This is a genomic window from Massilia antarctica, from assembly GCF_015689335.1.
Taxonomy (GTDB): Bacteria; Pseudomonadota; Gammaproteobacteria; order Burkholderiales; family Burkholderiaceae_D; genus Telluria_A; species Telluria_A antarctica.
In genome coordinates this window covers 6134411-6154470 of the sequence record NZ_CP065053.1, presented here as the reverse complement: position 1 = coordinate 6154470, position 20060 = coordinate 6134411, and the positions used below count along the sequence as shown (strand labels likewise).

Genomic DNA, 20060 nt, shown 5'->3' with positions numbered 1-20060 from the left:
TCTCATGCAACTTAGAACAAAAATCGCTGCCGGGGCGGGCCTCGTCGGCCTCGCCGCGGCGGCTGTCATCGCAGTCAGGGCTGCCTTGCCGTTTGTACCGTCACAGCAGCCGATCGGCTATGTCGGACAACCGGTCGCCTCCAGCACCAATGTCAGCGATGGCAAGGCAAGGATGTTTACCATCGATTACAACTCGGCGAGCTTGACCGGCAACCTGCACTCGTATGTGATCGGCGCCAACGGCACCATCGCCACCACCGATACCTGGACTGGCGGCACGGATGGCGGCGCGGCTGCCAGGATCGCCGAGCAGGTGGCGGCCGAGAAGGCCAAGACCGCCAGGCGCAACATCGTTACCATCAGCGACAGTGGCGCGCCGGCCGCCGGCATCCCGTTTACCTGGGCATCCCTGACTGCCACCCAACGCGCGGCAATCGACCCCGCGACCGCGGCCATGACTGGCAGCGTGGCCTCGCCCATCCTCAACTATCTGCGCGGCGACAATACCGGCGAGGCCACGACCTACCGCAAACGCAACGGTCCGCTTGGCACGATCATCCATTCGACCCCGGTGTATTGGAAGGATAGCGCTGGCAACGAGACCGTGTATGTGGGCGCCAACGATGGCATGATGCATGCGATCGATGCGGTCAGCGGCAAGGAACGTTTCGCCTACGTTCCCGGCGTGCTGATGCCGCGCCTGGCAGCGCTGTCAAGCAAGTCTTTTTCGCCGCAATACTATGTCGACGGCCGTCTGGACGTGCGCAAGTTCGGCGCCAAGACGATATTGATCGGTACTCTGGGCGGTGGCGGCAAAGGCATTTTCGCCCTGGACGTGACCAATGGCGCCACCAGCGACGAAGCCGGCAGCGCCGCGAAAGTCATGTGGGAAGTGACGGAAAAATCGACAGGCTTCGCCAATCTCGGCGATACCTACGGCGCCCCGGTGTTGACCAGGCTGCTGAAAAAGAAGGCTGCCACGGTCACGGACAAGGACGAGTTCTACGATGCCCTGGTGATCGGCAATGGCTACAATAATGGCGCCAATAACACGGGTAGCGGCGTGGCTTCCCTGTATGTCATCGATGCCCAGACCGGTAAGCTGATCAAGGAGTACACCACGACGGGCGGCTCCGTGGCCGAGCCGAACGGCCTGTCCTCGCCTTCCTTGTGGGACAACGACGAAGATGGGGTGAAGGATACCGCGTATGCCGGCGACATCAACGGCAATATGTGGAAGTTCAATCTGAACGATCTTTCAGCGGTGCCCGAGTTGTTGCACAAGAATGAAGACAGCGCCGCCGCGCACGCCATTACCACGGCCCCAGGCCTGGCGCGCCACCCGAACGGGGGCGTGCTGGTCGCTTTCGTGACTGGCCGCCTGTTGACCCCCGCCGATGCGATCGACGGCACCACCGTGCACTATGCCTATGGCATCCGCGACCTGTCGGGCAACACCGGGTCCCTGGTCGGGCAAACGCTCAGCGAGGTCGTGTACGGCAGCGGGGCGACTGCGATCCGTACGCGCGTGGCCAGCAACAATCCGATGGACTGGACCAAGAACCGCGGCTGGAAGGTGGCTTTGCCACCAGGCGAAAGAGTTGTCGGCGATGGCATTTTCATCACGGGCGAGGTATTCCAGTTCTTCAGCACCAATCCGACGGTCAATACCACGGCCAAACCTCCTGGCGAAAACTGGTGGATGCAGTTGAACTGGCGCAATGGCGGTAGCACGGGCGACGTCATTTTCGATTTGAACGGCGATTCGAAGTTCACCCCCCTGGACATGGTCACGGTTGGCAAAGACTCGGTGCCTCCGGTGGGGCGCCACATGGGTGGGGGCGTGCGTTCCCAGTTGATCGGCGTGACGGCGGGCGATCTCGACGTCTATCAGGCCAATTTCGACCAGAACGGTACACAGAAGCCGACCACGGTGGACGTGAGCACGGCTACCGTGGGCGGCGAGCGCGGCGTCGCAGGCGGCCACTTCGATACCGATATTTTTTGCTACGCTGCCGACAAATGCGGCGGGGTCACCAAGCCGGACACCTACACCAATCCTCCGAGCACGATCAATGGCGTGTACGCCATCGGACGCGAGAAGACCACCGGCGCGGTAGCCGACATGAACTATGTGCACGTGCATGAATACGATGACATCTACGATGTGCTCGGCTTGAACATGCTGCATCCTAGCCTCGACGCGCAGCGTCTCGCGGCTGTCGTATCCACCTCGACCTCGAGCTACTCGCCTGACCTGGCCAATTTTATGGCCACCAATACCGGTCCGGCGACTGCCACGGTCGTCTCGACCGGGGCCTGGGAAACAGTCAGCGGCGCCCAGAACCTGCAAGCTGCCTACAGTAACTTCACCGAGGGTGTCAGCACGGCCGGTACCGCGACCACGACGGTGCTTGCCGATGGCACGGCCAAGTTTACCAGCAACAGAAGTTTCAAGACGACCCGCACATCGCTGGAGATTCAGAACTCGGTCTATAAAAATAAAAGATGGAGCTACGAGCAGCGTGTCGTCGTGACCTCGTGGACCACGACCAGCACTACGATCGATACCATTCCGAATACCCGCTTCAAGGTACTGGTGGCCAACCAGGCCAATTCGCCGGCCATTAAGTTCAGTATCGATGGCGCCGACGGCTCGGCCGCGGGCGGCACCTACAACGGCAATGTGACGGGTTACCAGACTGGGGCGGGCTTGACGGTGGCGTCGATGCCGGCTTATAAGATGAATGCGATCAAGGATTTGCAGCTGTCCATGCCGATTGACGCCTTCGTCATCCGCGACTGGGCAAACAATGGCATCTTGCGTAACGGCGTGCATCCGATCAGGCCGCAATGCGCAGGCGTCTCGTCCGGCGAGTCTTTCCTCGGGAAGAATAACGAATGGCGCAACGGCGCGCTGACCGTCCAGGTGGTCAAGGACACCATCGCGCAGAGCGACGTCCAGCTGAACGTGGCCGGGCGTCCGGACCTGGGCTATCGTCTGACGGACGCTAGCCTCAAGGGCAAGCTGATTGCCGAGTATCTGATTTATTGGCACCATCCGACCACCGTGTGCATGCACGAAGCAGGTTGGACCTATGCTGCCCCGCCTGACAACAGCAAGTCCACCGCCAAGCAAGGTGTGGCTGCAGCCGGTGCGCTCGATCCGAAAGGCTCGTTCCAGCAAGGCGCTGGCGATCCGCCGCTGCCGACCAAGCCGGCCAACGATCCGGATCCGGTGTCGGTATTGAACCCGGATGGCAGCACCACGACGACGAGCATTAAATACACGGCGCTGGCCAGCGGCGGTTATACCATCGAAACCACCGTCACGATCAGCTGGTCGTCATCGGGCGGCCCTCTGACCGGGATTGAGACTGGCGGCTCGGTCGGCGTCACCGATCCGAAGTGCACTGTCGACTGTACAACGCCAATTACTCCTCCGTTGCCGAAGGAATCGGCGAAAATGGGTCGTATTAACTGGCGGGAGCTGCAACGATGAAACGCACATTGATGAATCAGCCGGCGAGCGGCTTCACCCTGGTCGAATTGATGATCACCGTGGTCATTGTCGGGATCCTGTCGGCGGTCGCTCTTCCGGCCTACCAGAAAAGCGTAATGAAGTCCCAGCGCTCGGTCGCCAAGGGGGTGTTGTTGGAGAAGGCTCAGTTGTTCGAGCGTTACTACACCACCAAGAACGTCTATCCGACCGACGATATAGGGGCGACCACCTCGCCCAAGGACGTGGCCGCCGGCGCGGTCAGGTATAACATCGTGCCAACGATGGCCGCGGACTCGTTCACCCTCACGGCAACGCCAACCACGGCGCAGGCGGGCGACGAATGCGGTGTCTTGACCTTGACCAATACCGGTGCGCAGACACCGGCCGCCAACGGCTGCTGGTAAGCCGGCGGCACTACCCGGGCGCGGCTCCCCGCCGCGCCCGAATCAGTTCACACGAGCAGGGCAAGTATCGGTAAAATCGTGGGTTTTGTGCGAGGCCATGTTATGGCTGAGAATATGGCCAACGATACCGATACTTCCCTTCCCGATTCAGACAACGTAGCACCGAGCCCGACGCCCGCCCCCGCGGCGATCGCCCGCGAAGTTGCACGCCGCCGTACCTTCGGCATCATTTCCCACCCCGACGCAGGCAAGACCACCCTGACCGAGAAGCTGTTGCTGTTTTCGGGCGCGATCCAGATGGCCGGCACCGTCAAGGCCCGCAAGAGCGGCCGCCACGCCACCTCCGACTGGATGGAAATCGAAAAGCAGCGCGGCATTTCCGTGGCCAGTTCGGTGATGCAGTTCGAGCACCGCGACCACGTCATCAACCTGCTCGACACCCCCGGCCACCAGGATTTTTCGGAAGACACCTACCGCGTACTCACCGCCGTCGACTCGGCCCTGATGGTGATCGACGCGGCCAAAGGCGTGGAAGCGCAAACCATCAAGCTGCTGGCCGTGTGCCGCATGCGCAGCACCCCGATCGTCACCTTCATGAACAAGATGGACCGCGAAACGCGCGATCCGCTCGACCTGCTCGACGAACTCGAATCGGTCCTGAAAATCCAGTGCGCCCCGGTGACCTGGCCGATCGGCATGGGCAAGAATTTCCGCGGCGTATACCACCTGCTGCGCGATGAAATCATGCTGTTCAAGGCGGGCGAGGAAAAAGCCGACGGTGCCTTCGAAATCGTCAAGGGCATCGACAATCCCAAGCTGGCCGCCATGTTCCCGCTCGAAATCGAGCAGCTCAAGATGGAAGTGGAGCTGGTGCATGGCGCTTCGCATCCGTTCGACCTGGAACAGTTCCTGGCCGGCGTGCAGACCCCGGTGTTCTTCGGTTCGGCGATCAACAACTTCGGCGTGCGCGAAATTCTCTCGGCGCTGGTCGACTGGGCGCCGGCCCCGCGCGAGCGCGACGCCACCGTGCGCGTGGTGGCGCCAGGCGAGCAGCCGTTTTCCGGTTTCGTCTTCAAGATCCAGGCCAATATGGACCCGGCCCACCGCGACCGCATCGCCTTCCTGCGCGTGTGCTCGGGGCGTTTCGAGCGCGGCATGAAGGTCAAGCACCTGCGCCTGGGACGCGAGATCAAGGTCTCGTCGGTGGTTACCTTCATGGCGTCCTCGCGCGAACAGGTCGAGGAAGCCTACGCCGGCGACATCATCGGCCTGCCCAACCACGGCAACATGCAGATCGGCGACAGCTTCTCGGAAGGCGAGATGCTGCAATTTACCGGCATCCCGTACTTCGCGCCGGACTTCTTCCGCTCGGTGCGCATCCGCAATCCGCTCAAGATCAAGCAGCTTCACAAGGGCTTGCAGCAGCTGGGCGAAGAGGGCGCGGTGCAGGTCTTCAAACCGGTCCAGGGCGGCGAGCTGGTACTGGGCGCGGTCGGGGTGCTGCAGTTCGAGGTCGTGGCCAGCCGCCTGCTCAACGAGTACGGGGTCGATGCCGTGTTCGAAGGCACCAGCATCAGCAGCGCGCGCTGGGTCAGCGGCGACGACAAGCGTATCCTGGCCGATTTCGAGTCGGCGCTGGGCCACAACGTGGCCTACGATGCGGCCGGCAATATGGCTTACCTGGCTACCTCGAACGTCAACCTGCGCCTGACCGAAGAGCGTTGGCCCAAGCTGAACTTCCACGCCACCCGCGAGCACGCGGTCAAGCTGGCGTAAGCGGTATTGTCGCCCGTTCGCCCCAGCTGCTGCGCTTTTCGCGCAGCAGCGCGGTGATCTGCGCGGCGGGCATCGGCCGCGCAAAATAATATCCCTGCATGATGTCGCAGCCCGCCTGGCGCAGGAAGTCGAGCTGCGCCAGGGTTTCCACGCCCTCGGCCACCACGCTTAACTGCAGGCTGTGCGCCATCGCGATAATCGCCGTGGCGATCGCCTCGCCGTCGCCCGGCACGTCGTGCACGAAACTGCGGTCGATTTTCAACTGGTCGATCGGGAAGCGCTTCAGATACGCCATCGACGAGTAGCCGGTGCCGAAATCGTCGATCGACAGATGGATGCCGGCCGCCTGCAAGCCATGCAGCAGGTCCAGGTTGGCGTTCACGTTTTCCATCAGGACGCCCTCGGTGATTTCCAGTTCCAGCAGGCTGGCCGGCAGCGCGGTTTCGTCGAGGATGGCGCGGATCTCGTCCATCAGGGCGCCGTCGCGGGTCTGGCGCGCCGACAGGTTCACCGCCACGTGCACCAGGCTGTCGAGCAAACCCTGGTCGCGCCACGCCGCCGCCTGGCGGCAGGCCGTGCGCAGCACCCAGCCGCCGAGCGCCACGATGATCCCGGACTCCTCGGCCACGGGAATGAATTCGGCCGGGCTGACGTGCCCCAGTTCGCGGCAGTGCCAGCGGGCCAGCGCCTCGACCCCCACCACACGCCCGCTGCGCACATCGATCTGCGGCTGGTAGTGCAGTTCCAGCTCGCCCAGGTCGAGCGCGCGGCGCAGGTTCGCTTCGAGCTTGAGGCGCTTCTGGGCGCGCTGCTCCATGGCCGGCTGGAACGCTTCGAAGCCGTTCTTGCCCCTGGCCTTGGCGTGGTACATGGCCGTGTCGGCGCTGCGCATCAAGGTGCGCGCGTCGCCCGCATCGCGCGGGTACACGGCCACGCCGATACTGGCGCTCGCGTACAGCTGGTGTCCTTCCACCTCGAAAGGCGCGGCCAGGGCGGCGAGGATCTTGCGCGCCACTTCGGCCACTTCTTCCGGCTGGCCGGGGTCGGTCTCGCGCGGCTCGACGATGATCACGAATTCGTCGCCGCCGATGCGGCAGATGATATCGTTCCCACGCAAGGTCTGCACCAGGCGCGCGGCCACCAGCTTGAGCAGAAGGTCGCCGCTGTCGTGGCCGAGCGTGTCGTTGACCACCTTGAAGTTATCCAGGTCGAGCAGCAGCAGGCCGACCTCGCCCTCGGCCCGGTCGGCGCGTTCCAGCGCGAACGCCAGGCGCTCGTTGTATTCGTGGCGGTTGGGCAGGGCGGTGACCGAATCGACGTGCGCCAGATGGTGCAGGTGCTCCTCGGCCCGGCGCACCGCGCGCCGCATCGACGACACCAGCGCATACGCCAGCGCCAGCGACGCGAGGGCCACCGCCAGGGTCAGGCCGGCGTAGGTGAGCAGGCGCGCGAACAGCTGGTCCAGGGTGGCGCGGATCAGCACCACGCCGACCCGCTGCTGGTTCACGCGCACCACGTGCGCCACTTCCACCGCGTCGATGGCGTAGCGGTAGCCGGCGGCCAGCAGGGCGGCATCGGGTTCGCCGGGCTGGGCGCCGGTACCGCGCTGGTAGTGCGCCAGCAGCGCGCCGCGGGCGTCGAAAATGCTGGCGCTGGCCACGCTGGGCGAGACCGCCAGGCCGGCCAGGGTTTCCTCGCCGGCCTTGACATCGTTGAACAGCAGGGCCGCGCTGCTGTTGTTGCCGACGATCTGGGCCTGCACCCGCAAGTCGTCGGCCAGCACGCCGCGCATGGACAGGAACTGGAACACGATCAACGCCAGGCTGGCCACGAACAGCGCGGCGGCGGCTGTCAGAATGGTGGTCAGCGCCAGCTTCTTGCCGAGCAGGCGCGGAGCGCTCATGACTGCCGGGCGCGCGCTCACTGCACGCTCCTGGCCAGGCGCAGCAGCTTGGAACTGAGGGTCAGGCGGGCCGCGCGCGCCGGCGCCATGTCGATGTCGAACACGATGCGCTCATCCATCACCTCCATGGCGATGACCGCGCCGTCCGGGCCGATCACCCTGTCGTCCGAGACGGTCAGTACCGGCGTGCCGGCCAGCTCGCGGCGCAGCTCGCGCCAGCGTTCGCGGTCGATCCGTTCGAGCACCAGCACATGGCAGGTGCGCAGCGGCGCGCCGGCGTGGCGCACCGCGATGCGGTGGCCGTTGACGACCTTGTCGTGCAGCCTGCTCAGCGAGGCGAACAGCGCGCCGCCGGCGTTGGCGCACAGGCTGATCGGTGCGCCGCCCGCCAGCGCTTCCGCCGGCCACTCGGCGAACACGGTGAAATTGAAGACAAAGGCGGCCTTCATCGCGTTTTCCGGCACCGGATCGGCGTGCGCCGCCGCTGTCACCGCCAGGCTGGCAGCCAGCAGCCAGCAAAGGCGCTGCGCGCGCGCAGGGCGGGATTCAGAACGCATACGCCAGCCTTGCGACCAGGCGCCGCCCGTCCTGCGCGATCACGCTCTGGCGGTGTTCGATGGAGGCCGGATCGGCGTACGCGCGGTCGAACAGATTGGTCACGCCGAGCGAGAGCTCGAGATTGCGCAGCAGGCGCGCGCTCATCAGATTGGCGTTGACCACCACATAAGGTCCGGCGGTGCCCGAGACGCCATGGCGCGCGCCCACATACTGGGCTTCGAGCGCGGCGCGCCAGCCGCCGGCGCCGAGCGGCGCCGAACCATTGAACTTGGCCAGGCGCGCCGGCGCGTTGACCGGTTGCCCGAGCGCGTCGCTGACCCGGATCGCGCTGTAGCTGGTGCGCAGCGACAGGCCGCCCGGGGTGGCGCGTTCGTATTCGATTTCCACGCCGCGCGCGCCCAGGCGGCCGATATTTTCGAAGCGCACGCTGGCCGGCTCGCGCTGTTCTACCGGCGCGATCAGGTCCGCCAGCGCGGTGCGAAAGGCCGACACGCTCACCCGCGCGTTCTCGCCGAACTCCCGCACCAGCGCCAGTTCGGTCGAACGCACCCGTTCCTCTCGCAGGCCCGGGTTGCCGGTCTGGCCGTCCGCGCCGGGGAAGGCATAGAATTTTTCATAGCTGTTGGGCGAACGGAAGGCCCGGCCGTAGATCGCCTTGATCGTGGTTGCCTCGGACGGATTCCAGATCAGGGCGGCGCGCGGGCTCCACACCCCGTCGCTGCCGCTGTTGCGGTCGTAGCGCAGGCCCAGGTTGAGCAGCACCGCTTCGCCCAGCGCCAGCTGGTCTTGCAGATACAGGCCGGCGCGCCGCCCGCCGTGGCGGTCGTCCAGGTAGCTGTAGAACGGAGCCACGTCGAAGCTGTACTGGTGCAGGCGGTAGTCGCGCTGCAGGTCGATCCCGGCCAGCACGGTGTGCCCGGCCAGGCGCGTGCTCACCACGCTCGCCTCGATGCCCCACCAGCGCGCGTTGCTGCCGTCGTGGCTGAGCGTGCGCGCCTCGTCAAGCGCCACGTAATCGCCGAACGAGTCGTACTGGCCCCAGAACAGGCGCGCCTTGAGCTGTTCGACGGCGCCGGCATCGCTGCTCCAGGCCGCGTTGACATAGGTCTGGCGGTCGGTGGTGGCCGCGCGCGGATCGTTGAAGCTCTGGCCGTAGGAGGCGGTCGGGATGCCCTTGACCCGGTTCGCGTGGATCAGGCTCAGGCTGGCCGCGCCGTAGGTGGCGCGCGCGAAAAAGCGCTGTCCGCGCTCATCATCGAGGCCGCTGGCCACGCCGTGGTTCTGGGCTGGTGTGTCGAATTCGGGGAAGTACAAGTCGCGCCCATCGCTGCGCCAGGCGCTGGCGGCGATCAGGTACTCGCTGCCCTGGGGCGAGCCCCAGCCGACGCTGGCCGCGGCCTTGCGCGCGCCGTCCTGGCCCACTTCCAGCGATCCGCGCGTGCCGGCCACGGCGCCGGGCTTCCTGGTGATCACGTTGATCACGCCGATGAAGGCATTCGAGCCGTAGATCGATGAACCGGGACCGGGCACGAACTCGATGCGCTCGACCAGGTCCAGGTCGAGCGGGAATTCGGCGCCCACCGGCGCCTGGTCGTACACGGCGTCGTTCATGCGGTTGCCGTCGACCTGGAGCAGGAAGCGGGTATTGAAGTCGCCGGGGCGCAGGATGCCGCGCTGCCCCAGATAGCTGTAATTGCGGTCGTAGCTGACCACCATGCCGCGCACGCTGCGCGCCACGTCGGCCAGGGTGCGCCAGCCGAACTGGCGGATCTCGGTCCTTGTTATCACGGTCACCGACGACGGCGCGCGGCTCGACTTCTGCATGAACTTCGAGGCGCTGTAGACCTCCATCGACATCAGCTGTTCAAGGGGCAGGGTGGTCAGGTCGTCGGTGTCGCCGGCGCGCGCGCCCGCGCCGGCGAGGGCCAGCATCGACAGCGCCCATGCGCGCGCAAGACGCGGCAGGCGGAGCAGGGTCGGACGGGTGGGCGCTGGCATCATAGTGGGTACGTCTTGAGAATTGACGTACATCAACATTTTGGCAGCTTGTGGCCTGCTTGTACAGAACTGCCCCCGCGCGTGTCGGCCCAGCGCCACAATCGGCGCCGCGGCGACCCTTATTTGGCCGGGATGGCCAGCGGCTTGCCCTGTTCGACCATGTATACGCCGACCAGGCGCATGGTGGCGCCGCCCGGGTTGTGGGCGTCGTGCACGGTACCGGCCGGGATCACGAAGGCTTCCCCGGCGCGCACCGTGCGCGGGGCGGCGCCGTCGATCAGCAATTGGCCCTCGCCTTCGAGCACGTAGCCGATTTCGTCGCCCGGGTGGCTGTGGCGCCCGGCGCGCGCGCCGGCGGCCAGTTCGACCCGCATCACCACCGCCTCGGTATTCGGAAAGGAGGATGCGGCCCTGAGCACCGGCGTGCGCACGATGGCGCCGGCCTGCGGGGTGGCGCAGCCGGCCAGCGCCAGCGCCAGCAAGCCGGCACCGATCAAGCCAGGCCGGTTCATGACATGCCTTTCTCTTTGCCCGCCAGTGCGCCGCGTTCCTGCGCGCGCGCCAGCAGCCAGGCGTCGACCAGACTGGCCACCCAGCACGCCAGCATCACCGCGGCGGCGATATTCATCAGCGGCGTGGCCGTCTCGCCCTGCTGGTGCAGGCGCTCGGCGATCAGCACCGGGTCGGCGCCCAGGGAGCCACGCAGCACTTCATCGACCATGCGCGAGGCGGAGTCGACCACTTGCTTGAAAAAATAGATTGCCGCAATGAGCGTCGGCACGATAAACAGGCAGGCGCGCGCGCGCCGGCCCAGGTAATACTGTCCGGCGCCCGGAAACACCAGGCCCGACAGTAGCAGGGCAACCACTGAACGATTCATCTCTCTTCCTTGACTGATAGGCGCGGTCCGCACGATTGATCCCGCGCAAACCGGCGCCCCGCGCGAACGCGTAAATTAACCTATGCGCTCAGGAAACATTGCGCCACCTCATCTTGCGCACGCCGGCTGGCAGCCAATCATACCTGTCCCGGCGCCAGAATGCGCGTTCACCGACGTTGAAGGACATCATTGTGAAGATACTCATCAAGGCCGGCGTGCTGCTGGCCTGTTTCTGGAGCGGCGCCGGCTGGAGCGCGCCCGTCGCTGCCGAGCCGGACGAAAAAGACGCGGTGGCGCTGGTGGAGAAGGGCGCGCGCTTCATGAAGCTGCGCGGCAAGGAAGAAATGATCCGGCTGATCAATGCCCGCGACCCCGAGTACAACCGCGGCACCCTGTACGTGGCCATGCGCGACCTCACCGGCATCACGGTCGCGCACCCGACCACGGCGCTGATCGGCAAGGATTTGCGCGACGTGCCCGACGCCGACGGCAAGCTGTTCCGTCACGAAATGATCGCGATCGCCAACGGCCCCGGCCGCGGATGGGTCGACTACAAGTTCAAGAATCCGGTCAACGGCAAGGTCGAGGCCAAAACCACGTACGTCATGCGCATTGGCGACGTGGCCCTGGAAGCCGGCGTCTACAAGCACTGACATGCTCGAGCGCCTGCGCATCGGTCCCAAGCTGTTGCTCGCACCCGGCCTGGTGCTGCTATTGCTGATGTTCTCCTCGGGCAGCGCATGGTATGCGATGGTGCGCCAGAACCAGGCGGTCGACATCATCGTGGGCGAGCGTGCCGCCCGCATCCGCGATGCCAATGAGCTGGTGGCCGAGGCGCAGTACGCGCATGCCCGCATGTACCAGTTGCTGACCTGGATCAGCGCCAGTTTTTCCGCGCCGCGCATCGAGGGGCTCGGGCAGGACATCTATCAGCGCCACGCCGCCATCGAGCGCAAGTTCGCGGCCCTGGCCGGGCGCACCGGCCGCGCCGCTCCCGAGCACCGCTTCGTCACCCAGGCCGCGGCCGCGCACGGGGTCTACATGCGCGCCATTGTCGACGTGATCGAACTGTCCCAGGTCGATCATTCGATGAGCGCCAACGCCATGTCCAAGGCCGAACAAGCCTTCGGCGTGGTGGCGCAGCGCCTGTCGGAACTGGCGCGCTTCGAGCAGGATCTGAGCGAGCGCGCATCGACCCGCGCCGCCGCCGACTTTGCCGCGCTGTCGGTGCTGATGCCGCTGCTGGTGGTCCTGTCGGTGGCCGCTACGCTCGGCATCACCATGCTGGTGCGGCGCGCGCTGCTGCGCGAAGTGCGCGGCCTGAGCGAGACCGCCGGCGCTCTGGCCAGCGGCAACCTGACGGTCAGGAAGCGCAGCTACGGGCGCGATGAAATCGCCGATACCGCGCGCACGCTAGACGCCAGCATCGGCACCCTGAATGCGACCTTGAAAAGCATCCTGGCCTCGGCGCGCTCGATCGACAGCGCCTCGCGCGACATCGCCTTGGGCAGCGCCGGCATCGCCAGCCGCACTGCGGCCCAGGCCAAGGTGCTCAAACACGCCGCCAGCACGGTCGAGGGGCTAGGCGCCACGGCGGGCAGGGCAGCCGGCAGCGCGTCCAGCGCCAACCGCCTGGCCGACGAAACCTCGGCCCAAGTGCTGTGCGGCGGCGGTGTGCTCGACCGGCTGGTGCTGACGATGGCCGCGGTGCGCGCCAGTTCGCAGCGCGTTGCGCAGATTATCGGTGTGATCGACAACCTGGCTTGCCAGACCAATGCGCTGGCGCTCAACGCGGCGGTCGAAGCGGCCAAGGCCGGCGAGCAGGGCCACGGCTTTGCCACGGTGGCGGGCGAAGTGCGGATACTGGCGCAGCGCTCGGCCAGCGCCGCGCGCGAGATCAAGGAACTCATTGCGCAGGCGCTCGCCGAGATCGACGGCGGCAGCGCGGGCGCCTCGGAAGCGGGCATGCGCATGGTGGGCATCGCGCAATCGGTGCAGCAGGTGGGGGACATGGTCAGCCGGATCGGGCAAGCCAGCGCGGGGCAGGCCGGCGGCATCGGCGCGGTGAGCGACGCGATCGTGCGGATGGACCAGATGACACGGCAGAATTCCGTGCTGGTGGAAGAGGCGGCATCGGCGGCGCAAAGGCTGCAGCGGCAGGCGCTGACCCTGTCGAAAGCGGTCAGCGGATTTTGCATCGACGACAGCGTGCCGGATGCGGCAGGGCCGCCGAAGAAAACCACGCCGCATCTGCGGCTGGCCTCGCGGCGGCCCTGATCAGGCCAAGCGCTTACTCGTAGTCGCTGATCGGCGCGCAGCCGCAGAACAGGTTGCGGTCGCCGTACACATTGTCGGCGCGGCCGACCGGCGGCCAGTACTTCTGCTTGCGCAGCGACGCCACCGGGAAGGCGGCTACCTCGCGGCTGTACTTGTGCTCCCAGACGTCGGCGGTGACTACTTCGGCCGTGTGCGGCGCACCCTTGAGCGGGTTGTCCATGCGGTCGTACTCGCCGCGCTCGACCTTCACGATCTCGGCGTGGATCGCGATCATCGCATCGATGAAGCGGTCCATCTCGGCCTTCGATTCGCTCTCGGTCGGCTCGATCATCAGGGTGCCCGGTACCGGGAAGCTCATCGTCGGCGCATGGAAACCGAAGTCCATCAAGCGCTTGGCCACGTCTTCGTTGCTGATGCCGGTGGCATCGGTGATCGGACGCAGGTCCAGGATGCACTCGTGCGCCACCAGGCCGTCGTGGCCCGTGTACAGCACTGGGTAGTGCGGCGCCAGGCGGCGCGCGATGTAGTTGGCGGCCAGGATCGCCGTTTCGGTGGCGGCGGTCAAGCCTTCGCCGCCCATCATCGCGATGTACATCCACGAAATCGGCAAAATGCTGGCCGAGCCGAACGGCGCCGCGCTGACCGCGCCGATGCCCGCCTCGTCGCGCGTGTAGCCGGTGGAACGCTGGTTCGGCAAGAACTTGGCCAGGTGCGCGCCCACGCCGATCGGACCGACGCCAGGACCGCCGCCGCCGTGCGGAATGCAGAAGGTCTTGTGCAGGTTCAGGTGGCTCACATCGCCGCCGAAACTGCCCGGCGCGGCCACGCCGACCAGCGCGTTCATGTTGGCGCCGTCGATATAGACCTGGCCGCCGTGCGAGTGAATGATCTCGCACAGCTCTTGAATGCCTTCCTCGAACACGCCGTGGGTCGACGGGTAGGTGACCATCACGCAGGCCAGGTTGGCGCTGTGCTGTTCGGCCTTGGCGCGCAGGTCGGCCAGGTCGACGTTGCCGCGGTCGTCGCAGGCGGTGACGACCACCTTCATGCCGACCATATTGGCCGACGCCGGGTTGGTGCCGTGCGCCGAGGAGGGAATCAGGCAAATATTGCGGTGGCCTTCGCCGCGCGATTCGTGATAAGCCTTGATTACCAGCAGGCCCGCGTACTCGCCCTGGGAGCCGGCGTTCGGCTGCAGCGAGACGGCGGCGTAGCCGGTCAGCGCGCACAGCATGTCTTCCAGCTGGCCGATCATTTCGCGGTAGCCGACCGTTTGCGCGTCCGGCGCGAACGGGTGGATGTTGGAGAACTCGGGCCAGGTGACCGGAATCATTTCGCTAGTGGCGTTGAGCTTCATGGTGCAGGAACCAAGCGGGATCATGGTGCGGTCCAGCGCCAGGTCCTTGTCGGCCAGGCCGCGCAGGTAGCGCAGCATTTCGTGTTCCGCGTGGTAGCGGTTGAAGGTCGGGTGGGTCAGGTAAGTGCTGGTACGGGCCAGCGCTTCCGGATAGGCGTCCTGCGCGCTCGCTTCGATGGCGTCGAAGTTCGGCGAAGCGGGGGATCCCGATACGCCTTGGGAAAAAATCGTCCACAGCAGCGCGATGTCTTCGCGCGTGGTGGTTTCATCGAGCGAGATGCCGACATGGTTCGCATCGACCTTGCGCAGGTTCACGCCATGTTCGATGGCGATCGCATGCAGTTCAGCCGCGCGCGCACTCTTGACGGTGAGCGTGTCGAAGTAGGTCTTGTTGACGACGTCGTAGCCGAGCTGGCCGAGCTTGGCGGCCAGAATGGCGGTGAAGCGGTGCACGCGGCGGGCGATGCGCTGCAAGCCTTCAGGGCCGTGGTAGACCGCGTACATCGATGCCATCACGGCCAGCAGCACCTGCGCGGTGCAGATGTTGGAAGTGGCTTTTTCGCGGCGGATGTGCTGCTCGCGCGTTTGCAGCGCCAGGCGGTACGCTTTGTTGCCCTGGGCATCGATGGTCACGCCCACCAGGCGGCCGGCCATGCTGCGCTTGAATTCGTCGCGCGTGGCCAGGTAGCCGGCGTGCGGGCCGCCGAAACCGAGCGGCACGCCGAAGCGCTGGCTGTTACCGACGACGACGTCGCAGCCCCAGTCGCCCGGCGGCGCCAGCAGGGTCAATGCCAGCAGGTCGGCGCAAGCGATCACCATGGCGCCGGCCGCGTGCAGTTTTTCGACGGCGGCGCGGTAGTCGCGCACATCGCCGTTCACACCCGGGTACTGGATCAGCACACCGAAGCATGGCTCGGAGAGGGCGCCAATGTCAGCCGCCGCGATGGTGCGCACGTCCACGCCGATCGGCTGGGCGCGCGTCTGCACCACTTCCAAGGTTTGCGGCAGCACGTCGTCGGCCACGTAGAACACGTTCGAGGCCGATTTGCCGACGCGCTGGATCAGGGTCATCGCTTCGGCGGCGGCGGTGCCTTCGTCGAGCATCGACGAGTTGGCGATGCCCATGCCGGTCAGGTCGGTGATCATTTGCTGGAAGTTCAGGATCGCTTCCAGGCGGCCTTGCGAGATCTCGGGCTGGTACGGCGTGTAGGCCGTGTACCAGGCCGGGTTTTCAAAGATATTGCGCAGGATGACACCAGGCGTATGGCTGTTGAAGTAGCCCTGGCCGATCATCGACTTCATGACCTTGTTCTTGGCGGCCAGCGCCTTGAGTTTGCCCAGCGCAGCCTGTTCCGGCATCGGGTCGAAGAACTGGCCCAGTTCCAGCTTGCTCTTCTTGCGGATATTGGCGGGCACGATGGCGTCGATCAGCGCCGCGCGCGACGGATAGCCGAGCGTGGCCAGCATGGCCGTCTGTTCGGCGGGGGACGGGCCGATATGGCGCGGGATGAACGAATCGCGTGCTTCGAGTTGGGTCAGGCTGGAGCGGGTCATGGTAGTCGGGGCCGAAAAAGGACTGCCACCGGCGCTGTCGGATACACGGCGCGGCGGCGAACTGAAAGGAAACGGCCGCCAGCGGGCGGCGGCCAGGCGTTTTTATTCTGCGGTGGCTTTGCCGTAGGCGGCGGCGTCGAGCAGGCCATTGATGGCGCCGGCGTCGCTCGGTTTGAGCTTGAACAGCCAGGCCGCAAAGGCGTCGGTATTGATCGAGTCCGGCGCGTCGGCGACGGCGTCGTTGACGGCGATGCACTCGCCTGACACTGGCGCGTAGATGTCGCTGGCGGCTTTCACCGATTCGACCACGGCGGCGTCGTCGCCGGCGGTAAAGACCTTGCCCACCTTGGGCAGTTCGACGAAGACGATGTCGCCCAGCGCATCCTGCGCATATTCGGTGATGCCGACGGTGAGGGTGCCGTCAGCTTCGGCGCGTACCCATTCGTGGGACTCGGTGTATTTCAGGTCGGCTGGGATGTTCATAATGTTTGCTCCAAGAGGTCGCGGTCGATGTAAATGCTACTTAATGAGTGTGTGTTGCCCCGATCAGGCAGCGAGGATTTTACCGTTTCGCACGAACGGCAGCTTGATCACGCTGGCGGCCAGTTTTTTGTCGCGGATTTCGACGTGGACGGTATCGCCCACGGCCACGCCCATCGGCACGCGCGCGAGAGCAATCGCTTCCTGCATGGTCGGGCTGAAGGTGCCGCTGGTGATTTCGCCGGTCGTGCCGTCCGCGGCGAGCACTTTCTGGTGCGCGCGCAAAATGCCGCCTTTCTCGCGCAGGATCAGGCCCACGTACTGCGCGTTCTGGCCCATGGCCTTGAGCGCAGTCTTGCCGATGAAGTCGCGCTCGGCGTTCAGGTCGACGGTCCAGGCCAGGCCGGCGTCGAGCGGGTTGACCGTGTCGTCCATGTCCTGGCCGTACAGGTTCATGCCCGCTTCCAGGCGCAGGGTGTCGCGCGCGCCCAGGCCGGCCGGCTTGACGCCGGCGGCGACCAGCGCATTCCACAGCGCCTCGGCTTGCGATGCCGGAAAGGCCAGCTCGAACCCGTCTTCGCCGGTGTAGCCGGTGCGCGCCACCATCACCTCGCCAAACGCCGTGTCCTTGACGATGACGGCGTTGAACGGCTTGAGCGGCTCGGAAACCGCCTGGGTGGTCGGCAGCACTTGCCATACCTTGGCGCGCGCGTTCGGGCCCTGGACGGCGATCAGCGCCATCGGCTCATTGCCGTCGCGGCGCTGGGTGATGGTCACGCCGCTCTTGGTGGCATCGTTCTGGGCGCTGATCCAGGCCACGTCTTTTTCGGCGGTGCCGGCGTTGACGACCAGGCGGAACCAGTTTTCGCTGAAGAAGTAGACGATCAGGTCATCGATGACGAAGCCCTGGGGATTGAGCATGCACGAATACAGGGCCTTGCCGGCCACCTGCAGCTTGTCGACGTTATTGGCCAGCAGGCCGCGCAGGAAAGGGCGGGCGTTCTCGCCTTCGATATCGACCACGCACATGTGCGAGACGTCGAACATGCCGACATCGCTGCGCACGGCGTGGTGTTCTTCGATCTGCGAGCCGTAGTTGACGGGCATGTCCCAGCCGCCGAAATCGACCATCTTGGCGCCGGCGGCGCGGTGTGCGGAATTGAGCGGGGTCGCTTTAAGCGTCATGGAATCCTCAGGGCAGTTGAATGGGGGTACGACGAGCAGACGTGAAGCGGCTCTTGCCGTCCAGGTATGCTTCGCGCCCCTCTGTCCTTGGTACCTGAGAGATAGCGGATAATGGTCCGCCTGCCCCTTCGGTGGGCCGCTGGCATGGTGCCGCGGCCGCTCTCCAGAGTTCAGCCGGAGGCGCTGTGCGCCGCCGACCCCTGACCGGTCCTTTTGCCTGAGAGTTTTTGGGTGATGCCCCTTCGGCGGCAGCCTGCGCTGCCCTCTCCCGATCAAGACTGTGGAGCATATGCCAGCAGGGCGTAACTGTCAACCGCCCGCGGCGCGCAGCCGGGGTGCGCACGAATGAGCTACCCATGGAAAACCATGGTTCGCCCGATTTGTTAAAATAATTCATCTACTTTGCGAGCCTACAGCCATGAGCGAAGAAAAAACGATCCAACCCAGCGATGCCTGGTTCACCCTGTCGGGCGATGTGAACAGCGATATGGTGCACCGCGTGTTCGAGGCGGTGTCCGGCATGAGCGAAAACGGCGTCGAGACGGCACACGTGCTGATCCAGTCGAACGGAGGCTATGTCAGCGACGGGCTGTGCCTGTACAACTTCCTGTCGAATTCGCCGATCAAGTTCGTCATGTACAACGCCGGCGCGGTGGCCTCGATCGCCGTCATCCTGTTCCTGTCCGGCACGCGGCGCTATGCCAGCGAGACCGCGCGCTTCATGGTGCACAAGTCGCATGCGACGGCTTCGCCTGGCGCCCGTCCGGATGCGCTCAATATCATTGTCGAAGGCTTGCGCGCCGACGATGCGCGCACCGAATCGATCCTGCGCAAGCATATCGAACTGCTGCCGGAACAGTGGGCGATCCACCAGTATTCCGATCTGCACCTGACCGCGCGCGATGCCAAGATCGCCCGCATGATCAATGACGTGGCCGACTTTGCACCGCCCAAGGGCGCGCACATCCGCAATATCTGACTGAACCGTCGTGACCGGTGGTAGCGGCCGCGACCGCGTGGTTCGGCGCGCGGGCCCAAAAAAAAGAGCCTGTCAACGGCCGGGCCGATGCAGACTCTTTCTATTGCTTCCGGTTTAAGTGATGCGCGGCGCCGTCCGGAAGCCCGGCGGCACCGGTGTGCTAGTGCCGCTCAGCGCTTGTCGCCGCCGCTTTTGCTGCCGCTGCCCGAATTCGATCCCGACTGCTTGCTGCCCGAACCCGAACCGGACTGTTTCGATCCGCTATCCTTGTCGTCATTCTTGTGGCTTTGACGGCCGGCTTCCACGTGCTGCTCATGGGTGCCGCCCTGGGTGCCGCCGGAGCGCGAACCGCTGCCGGAGCCCGGCGAGCCCGACTGCTTGCTCGAGCTGGAACTATCGCTTTGCTTGTTGCCCTGACCGCTTTTCTGATTGGAGTTCATGTTCATTCCTTTTCAAAGTTTGAAAATGCCGTGCTCGCCGGTGGCGCTGAAGAGGCCCTCTCTTCAGCGTTACCGGTGACGCAATCATGCGAGCCGCACCGTTGAAGAGGTATCGGAATTCACCTTGAACACGTGTAGGATTTGTCCCTACAGAATTGCAACTAATGCACGTTGGAAATTGGTCAGCTTTGCGGCGGCAATTGTCCGGCGCGTGCCGCCTCGACTGCGGCGTTGACGGCAAGAATGGTGGTCTGGAAGGCGAGGGTGTCGATGATCCGGCTCAGCCGTGCCAGGCGTGCCGCCGGGTCGCCCGCTCGGGCGCTCGGCGCCCCCAGGGCGGGCGGCGCGCAGGACCTGCCGCGCGCGCCGTTCTCCATGGCGCGCACGATCAGGCTGGAGGCCGGCGCCGCCGGGGCATCAGGCTTGCGCCGCGGCGGCGCCGCAGGCGCTACCATCACTGCCTTGAGCCACAGCGCCAGCAACACGGCCCCCGCCGCGTTGGCGCCGATGCAAAACCAGACCCACAGGCGCGCGGCGGCGTAATTGGCTTCGGCATGCGCGGCGGCGTCGTCCACGGTGATCCCGGTCAAAGGGCCCAGGACGGCGCCTAAACTTTGGACCGCCGGTGCCGTTACCGCTTTCATCTGTTCAAGCTGACTCAGCAGTACAATGGCCAGCCAGGCGCCCAGTCCGAGCACCACGGCAATGCCCAGAAACAGGGGAAACTTGAGAGCGCGGCGGCACATCGTTATCATGACGTAGTCCTC

16 protein-coding genes and 2 riboswitches are annotated in these 20060 nt (G+C 65.4%); of the genes, 6 read left to right on the top strand and 10 right to left on the bottom strand.

Features of this window, described 5'->3' with window-relative positions:
• Positions 1–4 precede the first annotated feature (4 nt).
• From IV454_RS26985 to IV454_RS26975, 3 genes are all read left to right on the top strand, one after another.
• Positions 5–3502, top strand: a complete 3498-nt coding sequence (locus IV454_RS26985) for a pilus assembly protein (RefSeq protein WP_206088670.1) — start codon at positions 5–7, stop codon at positions 3500–3502.
• A complete protein-coding gene (locus IV454_RS26980) occupies positions 3499–3906 on the top strand; it encodes a type IV pilin protein (protein ID WP_282961377.1) in 408 nt (135 codons plus the stop codon). Before IV454_RS26985 ends, IV454_RS26980 begins: the two co-directional genes overlap by 4 nt.
• Positions 3907–4020: 114 nt before the next feature.
• Positions 4021–5682 (top strand): peptide chain release factor 3, encoded by a 1662-nt coding sequence (locus IV454_RS26975; protein WP_206092854.1) that lies wholly within the window; start codon positions 4021–4023, stop codon positions 5680–5682.
• Here the strand turns inward: IV454_RS26975 and IV454_RS26970 are convergent.
• The 5 genes from IV454_RS26970 to IV454_RS26950 form a co-directional block, all read right to left on the bottom strand.
• Positions 5669–7606 (bottom strand): putative bifunctional diguanylate cyclase/phosphodiesterase, encoded by a 1938-nt coding sequence (locus tag IV454_RS26970; RefSeq protein WP_307730171.1) that lies wholly within the window; start codon positions 7604–7606, stop codon positions 5669–5671. The two genes, IV454_RS26975 and IV454_RS26970, sit on opposite strands and share 14 nt — an antisense overlap.
• A complete protein-coding gene (locus tag IV454_RS26965; protein ID WP_206088669.1) occupies positions 7603–8142 on the bottom strand; it encodes a YfiR family protein in 540 nt (179 codons plus the stop codon). Before IV454_RS26965 ends, IV454_RS26970 begins: the two co-directional genes overlap by 4 nt.
• On the bottom strand, positions 8132–10144 hold the full coding sequence (locus IV454_RS26960) for a TonB-dependent receptor plug domain-containing protein (RefSeq protein ID WP_229521866.1): 2013 nt from the start codon (positions 10142–10144) through the stop codon (positions 8132–8134). The genes IV454_RS26965 and IV454_RS26960 overlap by 11 nt, the downstream gene beginning before the upstream one ends.
• Positions 10145–10260: 116 nt before the next feature.
• Positions 10261–10653 carry a cupin domain-containing protein gene (locus IV454_RS26955; RefSeq protein WP_206088668.1) on the bottom strand — a complete coding sequence of 131 codons (393 nt, stop codon included), beginning with the start codon at positions 10651–10653 and terminating at the stop codon, positions 10261–10263.
• Positions 10650–11021, bottom strand: coding sequence for a hypothetical protein (locus tag IV454_RS26950; RefSeq protein WP_206088667.1), 372 nt, complete (start codon positions 11019–11021; stop codon positions 10650–10652). Before IV454_RS26950 ends, IV454_RS26955 begins: the two co-directional genes overlap by 4 nt.
• Before the next feature lie 197 nt (positions 11022–11218).
• Here IV454_RS26950 and IV454_RS26945 point away from each other — a divergent pair, with 197 nt between their 5' ends.
• Both IV454_RS26945 and IV454_RS26940 read left to right on the top strand, forming a co-directional pair.
• Positions 11219–11674: a cache domain-containing protein gene (locus IV454_RS26945; RefSeq protein ID WP_370663797.1), complete on the top strand. Its 456-nt coding sequence runs from the start codon at positions 11219–11221 to the stop codon at positions 11672–11674.
• A gap of 1 nt (position 11675) precedes the next feature.
• Positions 11676–13298, top strand: a complete 1623-nt coding sequence (locus IV454_RS26940; protein WP_206088666.1) for a methyl-accepting chemotaxis protein — start codon at positions 11676–11678, stop codon at positions 13296–13298.
• 13 nt (positions 13299–13311) lie between these two features.
• Here IV454_RS26940 and gcvP read toward each other — a convergent pair whose 3' ends face one another.
• From gcvP to gcvT, 3 genes are all read right to left on the bottom strand, one after another.
• Positions 13312–16209 carry an aminomethyl-transferring glycine dehydrogenase gene (gcvP, locus tag IV454_RS26935; RefSeq protein ID WP_206088665.1) on the bottom strand — a complete coding sequence of 966 codons (2898 nt, stop codon included), beginning with the start codon at positions 16207–16209 and terminating at the stop codon, positions 13312–13314.
• A gap of 102 nt (positions 16210–16311) precedes the next feature.
• Positions 16312–16692, bottom strand: a complete 381-nt coding sequence (gene gcvH, locus IV454_RS26930; protein ID WP_054262937.1) for a glycine cleavage system protein GcvH — start codon at positions 16690–16692, stop codon at positions 16312–16314.
• Between the two features lie 63 nt (positions 16693–16755).
• Positions 16756–17874: a glycine cleavage system aminomethyltransferase GcvT gene (gene gcvT / locus IV454_RS26925; RefSeq protein WP_206088664.1), complete on the bottom strand. Its 1119-nt coding sequence runs from the start codon at positions 17872–17874 to the stop codon at positions 16756–16758.
• Positions 17875–17945: 71 nt separating this feature from the next.
• Positions 17946–18051, bottom strand: a riboswitch (glycine riboswitch).
• Positions 18052–18069: 18 nt separating this feature from the next.
• Positions 18070–18155: riboswitch (glycine riboswitch) on the bottom strand.
• Between the two features lie 137 nt (positions 18156–18292).
• Between gcvT and IV454_RS26920 the strand changes: the two genes are divergently transcribed.
• Positions 18293–18853 (top strand): ATP-dependent Clp protease proteolytic subunit, encoded by a 561-nt coding sequence (locus IV454_RS26920; RefSeq protein WP_206088663.1) that lies wholly within the window; start codon positions 18293–18295, stop codon positions 18851–18853.
• A 170-nt stretch (positions 18854–19023) separates the two neighbouring features.
• Here IV454_RS26920 and IV454_RS26915 read toward each other — a convergent pair whose 3' ends face one another.
• Both IV454_RS26915 and IV454_RS33415 read right to left on the bottom strand, forming a co-directional pair.
• Positions 19024–19293, bottom strand: a complete 270-nt coding sequence (locus tag IV454_RS26915; RefSeq protein WP_206088661.1) for a hypothetical protein — start codon at positions 19291–19293, stop codon at positions 19024–19026.
• A gap of 182 nt (positions 19294–19475) precedes the next feature.
• Positions 19476–20048 carry a methyl-accepting chemotaxis protein gene (locus IV454_RS33415; protein WP_206088659.1) on the bottom strand — a complete coding sequence of 191 codons (573 nt, stop codon included), beginning with the start codon at positions 20046–20048 and terminating at the stop codon, positions 19476–19478.
• Positions 20049–20060 lie beyond the last annotated feature (12 nt).